Source organism: Ruegeria sp. AL12, from assembly GCF_056540885.1.
This window is the reverse complement of record NZ_JBQFXN010000174.1, coordinates 1-581: the sequence shown is the minus strand read 5'-3', so window position 1 is coordinate 581 and position 581 is coordinate 1. Positions and strand designations below refer to the sequence as shown.

Here is a 581-nt window from a genome sequence, read left to right as displayed (position 1 = left end):
TCGATGCAGTCCCGGGCCTGCAAGCCGTCGAACTGGGTGACAGCGATGCAATCCGTGTTGGCCAAGATGTCGTAGCGATCGGCAACCCGTTTGGTTTGAGCTCCACGGTCACTACCGGCATTGTATCGGCTAAAGGTCGCAATATCTCGGACGGGCCATATGCCGAGTTCATTCAAACGGACGCAGCTATCAACAAGGGCAACTCTGGTGGCCCGCTTTTCAACATGGACGGCGAAGTGATTGGCGTGAATTCGGCCATTTATTCCCCCAGTGGCGGATCTGTCGGGCTGGGATTTGCCGTAACCTCGAACATCGTTGAGCATATTGCGGCCGATCTGCAGGATGACGGGCAGGTCAGCCGTGGGTGGCTGGGTGTATCTATCCAGAATATCAGCCCGCAGCTTGCGGCGGCACTGGGAATTGATGCCTCCTCGGGCGCACTGGTGGCAGATGTTGTCGCCGACAGCCCTGCAGATGGCGTTCTGGAGCAAGGCGATGTTATCCTGTCCTTCAACGGCGAAGCCGTAGACTCCAGTGGTGACCTGCCCATTCTGGTGGGCACAACCAAGGTCGGCACCGCC

General features: G+C 58.3%; 1 protein-coding gene. It reads left to right on the top strand.

Going from position 1 to position 581, the window contains the following annotated elements:
• Positions 1-581 (top strand): S1C family serine protease (locus ACR0C6_RS22065; protein WP_480621324.1); only part of this gene is annotated, 581 nt, incomplete at both ends.